The 6,746-nt window shown below is 76.2% G+C and carries 4 protein-coding genes; 3 read left to right on the top strand and 1 reads right to left on the bottom strand.

The window, feature by feature from the left end; translation table 11 throughout:
* Positions 1–159 precede the first annotated feature (159 nt).
* On the top strand, positions 160–3,363 hold the full coding sequence (locus ACFWWQ_RS28840; protein WP_384602110.1) for a lantibiotic dehydratase: 3,204 nt from the start codon (positions 160–162) through the stop codon (positions 3,361–3,363).
* Complete coding sequence (locus ACFWWQ_RS28835) at positions 3,360–4,883, top strand: lanthionine synthetase C family protein (protein ID WP_384602109.1); 1,524 nt, start codon at positions 3,360–3,362, stop codon at positions 4,881–4,883. The genes ACFWWQ_RS28840 and ACFWWQ_RS28835 overlap by 4 nt, the downstream gene beginning before the upstream one ends.
* A gap of 94 nt (positions 4,884–4,977) precedes the next feature.
* On the opposite strand, the gene ACFWWQ_RS28830 is transcribed toward ACFWWQ_RS28835, so the two are convergent.
* Positions 4,978–5,943, bottom strand: a complete 966-nt coding sequence (locus ACFWWQ_RS28830) for a helix-turn-helix transcriptional regulator (protein WP_384602107.1) — start codon at positions 5,941–5,943, stop codon at positions 4,978–4,980.
* Positions 5,944–6,091: 148 nt separating this feature from the next.
* On the opposite strand from ACFWWQ_RS28830, the gene ACFWWQ_RS28825 reads away from it, so the two are divergent.
* A complete protein-coding gene (locus ACFWWQ_RS28825) occupies positions 6,092–6,637 on the top strand; it encodes a DinB family protein (protein WP_384602106.1) in 546 nt (181 codons plus the stop codon).
* Positions 6,638–6,746: the final 109 nt, after the last annotated feature.

The raw sequence follows: 6,746 nt of genomic DNA, 5'->3' as shown, positions 1-6,746 counted from the left end.
GCGAGAGTGTCTGTGTGGCGGCGGGGGGGGGGGGGTGCGGGGGCTCGCGGCCCGCGGCGGGGCGCCCCCGGCGCCCCCGCGCCCCGCCCCCCGGTTCGATGAGACGTCGCCGCCACGGCACGGGCGCCGGGCCGGGCGGCAGGTGAGGAGCGTGCCCAGGTGTCCGAGCAGTACCTCTTCCGGCCCGCCGGCCTCGGCATGCTGCGGGCCCCGGTCCACCCGGTGGACGCGTCCCCTTGCGCCGCCCCCGGGGGTGAAGGGCGGACGGACGGTCCGGCCGCCGCGCTGAGGACGCTCGCCGACGGCCCGATGGTCCGCGAGGCCGTTGAGATCGCCAGCCCGCCGCTCGCCGGACTGCTGACCAAGGTGCTCGACGAAGGTCAGGACGTCGCCCCCGACCGGCTGCACCGCGCCGTCCGCGCACTCACCTCCTACCGCCTGCGGATGAGTACCCGCGCCACCCCGTTCGGGCTGATGGCGGGCGTCACCCCGGTCCGCTTCGCCGCCCCTGGCGAACAGTCCCGTGTCCGGTTCGGCGCCGCACACCGCCGCGCCGTACGTCCCGACCGGGCCTGGCTGACCGGGCTCGTCGCCGCCTGGGAGCGCCGCCCCGAGGTGCTGCGCCACCTCCACGTCGTGGTCAACTCCCTCTGCCGGGTCCGTGGCGGCCGCCTGGTGCTCTCCCAGGTACCGCAGTCCGGCCGGGACGGCGCGGAGCGGACCACCCGGGCGGTCCAGGAAGTCAGCCTGCGCCACTCGAAGGTGGTGGCCGCCGTGCTGGAACTGGCCCACCGCCCGGTGCTCGGGGGCGATCTGACGGCAGCGCTGCAACAACGGTTCCCCGGCCTGACCGAGGAGGCGGCGGACGGCCTGATCGGCCAACTGGTCCGTACAGACGTACTGTTGACGAGGGCCAGGCCGCCGCTGGAGGAGGCCGACCCGCTCGGGTACGTGCTCGACGTCTGCGGTGCGGTCGGCAACGAGAGCCTGCCGGAACTCGCCGAACTCGACGGCGTGCGGAAGGAACTGCTGCGCTACGCCGAGAGCCCGCTGGGCGAGGGTGTGCCGGAGCTGCGGGACGTCGCCGCCAGAATGCGCCGCCTGCGGTCGGGGACCGATCTGCTCCAGGTGGATCTGGCGCTCGACGCCGAGGTGCGGCTGCCCGCCGCCGTGGCGGAGGAGGCCGCCCGCGCCGCGGCGCTGCTGTGGCGGCTGTCCCCGGACACCGCAGGCCCGGCGCATCTGCGCGAATACCACCAGGCGTTCCTGGAGCGGTACGGCACCGACCGGGCCGTTCCGCTGGCCGAAGTGCTCGACCCGGACGCCGGGTTGGGCGCGCCCGCCGGATACCGGCGCCCGCCGAGCCCCCGCACCGCCCCCGGCGACGTACCCGATCAGGAGCGCGCCCGGGCGCTGGCCGCACTCGCCCAGGAAGCGCTGCTCACGGGCGCATCCGAAGTGGTCCTGGACGATGACCACCCCTTCGTACGCCGTCTCGCCAAGGACGGGGACGGGGCGCCGGAGACGCTGGAGATCTGCGGGCGGCTGCTCGCTCCGGACGCCGATGCGATGGCCGGCGGTGACTTCCGGCTCGTCCTGGCCAACGGATCGCGGCAGGCGGGCAGCCTGCTCGGACGGTTCGGGTACCTCTTCGACGCGCGGTCCGCCGGTGAACTCGCGGCGCTGGCGGGCAAGGACGACGCCCCGGAGCCGGCGTCCCACGGTGCCGGTGCGGATGACGCCGTGCGCGCCCAGGTCGCTGTCCGGCCCGGTGACGTCCGGATCGGCAACATCGCGCAGGTGCCGCAGCTGCTGGACCACCTGCTGCCGGTCGGCTGCTATGCCGATCCCGGTGATCCGTCCGTGCTCGACCCTCGCGATCTGGCGGTGTGCGCGGACCTCGACGGGCTGTGGCTGGTTGACACGGCCACCGGCAGGCGGGTGGAGCCCGCCGTCCTCCACATGCTCAACGTGGAAGGGTGCCTGCCCAATGCGTCCCGTTTCCTCTGTGAGATCGCCGAGAGCGGGCGCCGTACCTGGTCCATGTGGTCATGGGGCGGTGCCTCCGTGCTGCCCCGGCTGCCACGCGTCCGTTACGGGCGCACCGTCCTCAGCGCGGCACACTGGACCCCCGGCCCGGAACTGCGGGCGCCCGAACCGTCGTTCGCCCAGTGGTGGGAGGCATTCCGTGACTGGCAGCGGCGCTGGACCGTCCCCGACCGGGTCCAGGTCGGTTGGGGGGACCGCTTCGTCCGCCTCGATCTCACCCGGCCCGGCCACGCCCGGCTCCTGCGGCGCGAACTGCTCCGCGGTGACCGCGTCCACCTGCGCGAAGTACCCGAGGAGAACGGTCTCCCCGACGGCTGGCTGCACGGCCCCGACGGCCCGCACCACGCGGAAGTCGTCATCCCGATGCGCGCCGTCTCCGGAGCCCACACCCCGGGCGTGAAGCACCGCGCCACGCGCCCCCCCACGCCCCGCCGCTCCCCGGGCGCCGTCCACCTCCCCGGCGGCGACTGGCTCCACCTCTCCCTCTACGCCCCGGCCGACCGCCACGAGGAACTGCTGGCCGCCCATCTCGCCCCGTTGCTCGGGGAGTTGCCCGACGAGGTCGACCGCTGGTTCTTCCTCCGCTACACCGACGACGGCGGCCCCCACCTGCGGCTGCGCTTCCACGGCCCGGCCGCCGCGCTCGCCCGCGAGCTGCAACCGCGGCTCCACGAAGCCACCTCCGCACTGCACGCCGCCGCTCTGACCCGGCGGGCGGTCTGGGACACCTACGACCCGGAGCTGGAGCGGTACGGCGGCCCGGAGGCGATGGAGGCCGCCGAGCGGGTCTTCCACGCCGACAGCGTCGCCGTCCTGGAGCATCTGCGCCGCCGTCACGCCCGGCGCGAGCGGACCGAACCGCTGCTGGTCGCCGCCGCGGGCTTCGCCGACCTGGCCCGGGCCTTCCACCTCACAGAGGGGGAGGACCCGGCCGGTCCCGCGGAGCTTTCCGCCGGCGCCGACTGGCTGCTGCGGGCGATCCCCAAGGACGAGGGGCGGCAGCGCGGCTTCCGCGAGCGGCGCCGCGAGGCCCTGCCGCTGGTCGACCCGTACCGCGAGGGCCCGGCGGGCGACGCCGACGAGACGCTGCGCACCCTGTGGCGGCGGCGCGCCGAGGCCACCGCCCGCTACGGCACCCTCCTGCGCGATCTCGGTGAACGGAGCTGGTCGGAGCCCGACCACGTCCTCCGTTCCCTGCTGCACATGCACCACAACCGCCTCATCGGCACCGACCGTCCCACCGAACTCCTCGCGCACGCCGTAGCCCGCGGCGCCGCCCAGGCCCACACCGACCGCAGGAGGCACGGCCGATGACCCCGCCCCCGCCAGGGACCGTGGCCTCGGCGGTGCGTTCCCGCGCCGCCGAGGTGGCGTACGAGATCGCCGCAAGGCTCGCCGACCCGGAGCGCACGGCCGAAAAATTCCCGGACCTGGCCCCGCTGAGCCTGGACCACGGGTACCCGGCCCTCGCCCTGCTCCACTCCGAACTCGCCTACGAACAACCGGAGTTGCGCGGCGCTGCCCACGCCCACCTCGGTGCGGCCGCCGCCCGCCTCTCCGGTCGGACGGCCCAGGGGCTCTACCACGGTGTGCCGGCCCTCGCCCTCGCGGCGCACGCGGCCCGCCGCACCCCGCACGACTACGCCGCCCTGCTCACCCGCCTCGACGCCGCACTCGACCGCCTCGTCGATCGCGCCCTGGAACCGGAACGCGCCCGCCTGGACGCGGGCCGCCCCGGGGTGTCGTTCCTGCGGTTCGACCTGATCAGCGGCGTCAGCGGGCTGGCCCGCCTGCTGCTGCTCCGGCGCGAGGCCCACGAGGACGCGCTCGCCGACGCCCTCGGCTACCTCGTGCGCCTCGCCCGGCCGCTGGCGCTGGACGGCACGTCCGTACCGGGATGGTGGTCGCCCGGCGGCCCGCGCACCCCCGGAGGAGCCGACCCGCAGTACCCCCGGGGCCATGTCAACTTCGGCCTCGCGCACGGCATCAGCGGTCCTCTCGCCGTGCTGTCCGCCGCGCTGCGCGACGGCGTCCCCGTCCCCGGGCTGCGCGAGGCCGTCGCCGGCCTGACCGCCGCACTCCTCGCCCACCGCACCGAGGCCGGCGGCTGGCCTGCGGTGATCCCCCTGGAGCGGTACGGCACCGAGCCGCCCGAGCCGGACCGCACCGCCTGGTGCTACGGAACCCCCGGCACCGCCGCCGCCCTCCACCAGGCCGGACGCGCCCTGGGCGACGCGGGCCTGTGCACGCTCGCGGCGGACGCCCTCGCCGACGACCTCGACCGGCCGCGAGGGGTGGCCGACCACGCCTTCTGCCACGGCCACGCGGGCCTGCTGCACCTGTGCCACACGCTCACCGAGGACGCCCCGCACCCCCGGCTCGCGGCCCACCGCGATGCGCTCGCCGCCCGGCTCGTCGCGGCGTACGACCCGGAACTCCCTTACGGGTTCCCGGAGGTGGCTGCCGCGGAGAGCCGTGACCTCCCTTACGGGTCCCGGGGCGCGGTCGCCGAGGAGGGGGCGGACGACCCTGACCTCCCGTACGGGCCTCGGGCCACGGCCGCCCCGGAGGAGCCGGACGCCCCCGGCCTCCCCTACGGGGCCCGGGGCGCGGTCGCCGAGGAAAGGGCGGACGACCCCGGCCTCCCCTACGGGTCCCGGGACGCGGCCACCCCGGACGGCCTGGCCGCCCCCCGCCCCGTGGCGGCTCCTCCGGCAGCCCCCGCCGGTCCCGGCCTCCTCACCGGTGCCGCCGGGATCGCCCTGGCCCTCCACGCCTACGCCACCGACGCCCCGCCCCGTACCCCCTGGGACGCGGCCTTCCTGCTGCGCTGAAGGGGACGGGCCGATCGGGCTCACGAGGTCAGGGCCGCGTCCGACGGGTGCCCCGCAACGATCCCGGCGGGCCGGGTCCGGGCGGATCGGGTCCTCACCCCTCCTCCGCCGCCCGCCCGAACCGCTCCCCCAACTCCCGTACGAGCTCCCGCAGTTCCGGAGGTCCCACCACCCGGAAGTCCGCCCCGAGCGTCCCGAGCACCATCGCCGGCCACTCCAGCGCGTCCGCCGCCAGCACCACCCGGCAGCGCCCGCCGTCCGCCTCCTCGACCGTGCCCCACCGGCCGATCCGCGCCCGCACCGTCGCCGCCGGGGCCTCGACCAGCGCCTCGGCGCGGTACGGGCCCGGCCGGTTGTCCAGTCCGGCGCGGACGAACGCGGCGGCGTCCTCGGCGGGCAGTTCGCGCGGCCGGAACCGTTCCCCGGTGCTGCGCGGCCCGGCCATCCGGTCGACCCGGAAGCTGCGCCAGTCGTGCCGCATCAGGTCGTACGCGACGAGGTACCAGCGGCGCCCGGGGCAGACGAGCCGGTGCGGCTCGACATGGCGTTCGCTGTGGCGGCCGTCGGCGGCGGTGTACGAGAACCGCAGCGCCTCCGCGTCCCGGCAGGCCAGCGCCACCACGGTGAGGATTTCCGGATCGACGCCCGCCGCGGCCGGGCCGCCCCAGTCCGCGGGCACCGTCATCGCACGCAACGCCTCCACCCGCCGCCGCAGCCGCCCCGGCATCACCTGCGCCACCTTGGCCAGCACCCGTACCGACGACTCGGCGAGCCCCTCCACCGCGCCCTGCGCCGCGGCCTGGAGTCCGACGGCGAGCGCCACCGCCTCCTCGTCGTCGATCAGCAGCGGCGGCAGCGCCGCCCCCGCCGCGAGCTGGTAGCCGCCGTCGACGCCGCGCCGCGCCTCGACCGGATAGCCCAGCTCCCGCAGCCGGTCGACGTCCCGCCGCAGCGTACGGGCGGACACCCCCAGCCGGTCGGCCAGCTCGGCGCCCGGCCAGTACCGGTGGGTCTGGAGGAGGGAGAGCAGTCGCAGGGTCCGGGAGCTGGTGTTCGCCATGCCCGCGATCCTTCCCGGTATTGCGGACGAAAAGTGGCCGCAAGGGCTCCTAACGTGGTCGACGACCGAGGGAACGGACCCCGGACGGACCGGCTGCACGTGCCGTCCGGACGGTTCGTCCGGACGACCACCGACGGAGGGCGCGATCATGACCGCCGAACAGCACGCCACCACCCAGCAGGCAGCCACCGGGGAGCACGCCGACCTCCTGGCCGCCCTCGCCAAGCAGCGTCACTTCCTGCGCTTCACCGCCCGCGACCTCACCGACGAGCAGGCCGGACAGCGCCCGACCGCGAGCGAACTGTGCGTGGGCGGCCTGATCAAGCACGTCACCTCGGTCGAACGCGCCTGGACGGGCTTCATCGCCGAAGGCGCGTCCGCCATGCCCGACTTCACGAAGATGACCGAGGCCGACTGGGCCCGGCGGGCCGACGATTTCCGCATGCTGCCCGGCGAGACGCTGACCGGCGTCCTCGACGCGTACGCCGAGGCTGCCGACCGCACCGACGAACTGGTCGCCTCCCTGCCGGATCTGGGCGCCGACCAACCGCTCCCGAAGGCGCCGTGGTTCGAGTCCGGCGCCCGCTGGTCGGCCCGCCGGGTGGTGCTCCACCTCATCTCCGAGATCGCCCAGCACGCCGGGCACGCGGACATCATCCGCGAGACGCTCGACGGCGCGAAGACCATGGGCTGAGCGCGGCGCCACGTACGACAGCGCACCGGGGCCCCCGCGGTCCGCGCCCGGGGCGGGGGGGGGGGCGCGGGGGGTGGGGGGGGGGGGGCGGGCGGGGCGGGGGCCCCCG

It is taken from the genome of Streptomyces sp. NPDC059080 (genome assembly GCF_042739975.1).
GTDB classification, from domain to species: Bacteria; Actinomycetota; Actinomycetes; order Streptomycetales; family Streptomycetaceae; genus Streptomyces; species Streptomyces benahoarensis.
Note: the sequence above shows the minus strand (reverse complement) of the source record. Positions and strands in the feature narration are given on the sequence as shown.

What these genes read in the sequence shown, in the direction of transcription:
- ACFWWQ_RS28835 (WP_384602109.1), top strand. Translation starts at nt 3,360, where the DNA reads ATGACCCCGCCCCCGCCAGGGACCGTGGCCTCGGCGGTGCGTTCCCGC.
- ACFWWQ_RS28830 (WP_384602107.1), bottom strand. Translation starts at nt 5,943, where the DNA reads ATGGCGAACACCAGCTCCCGGACCCTGCGACTGCTCTCCCTCCTCCAG.
- ACFWWQ_RS28825 (WP_384602106.1), top strand. Translation starts at nt 6,092, where the DNA reads ATGACCGCCGAACAGCACGCCACCACCCAGCAGGCAGCCACCGGGGAG.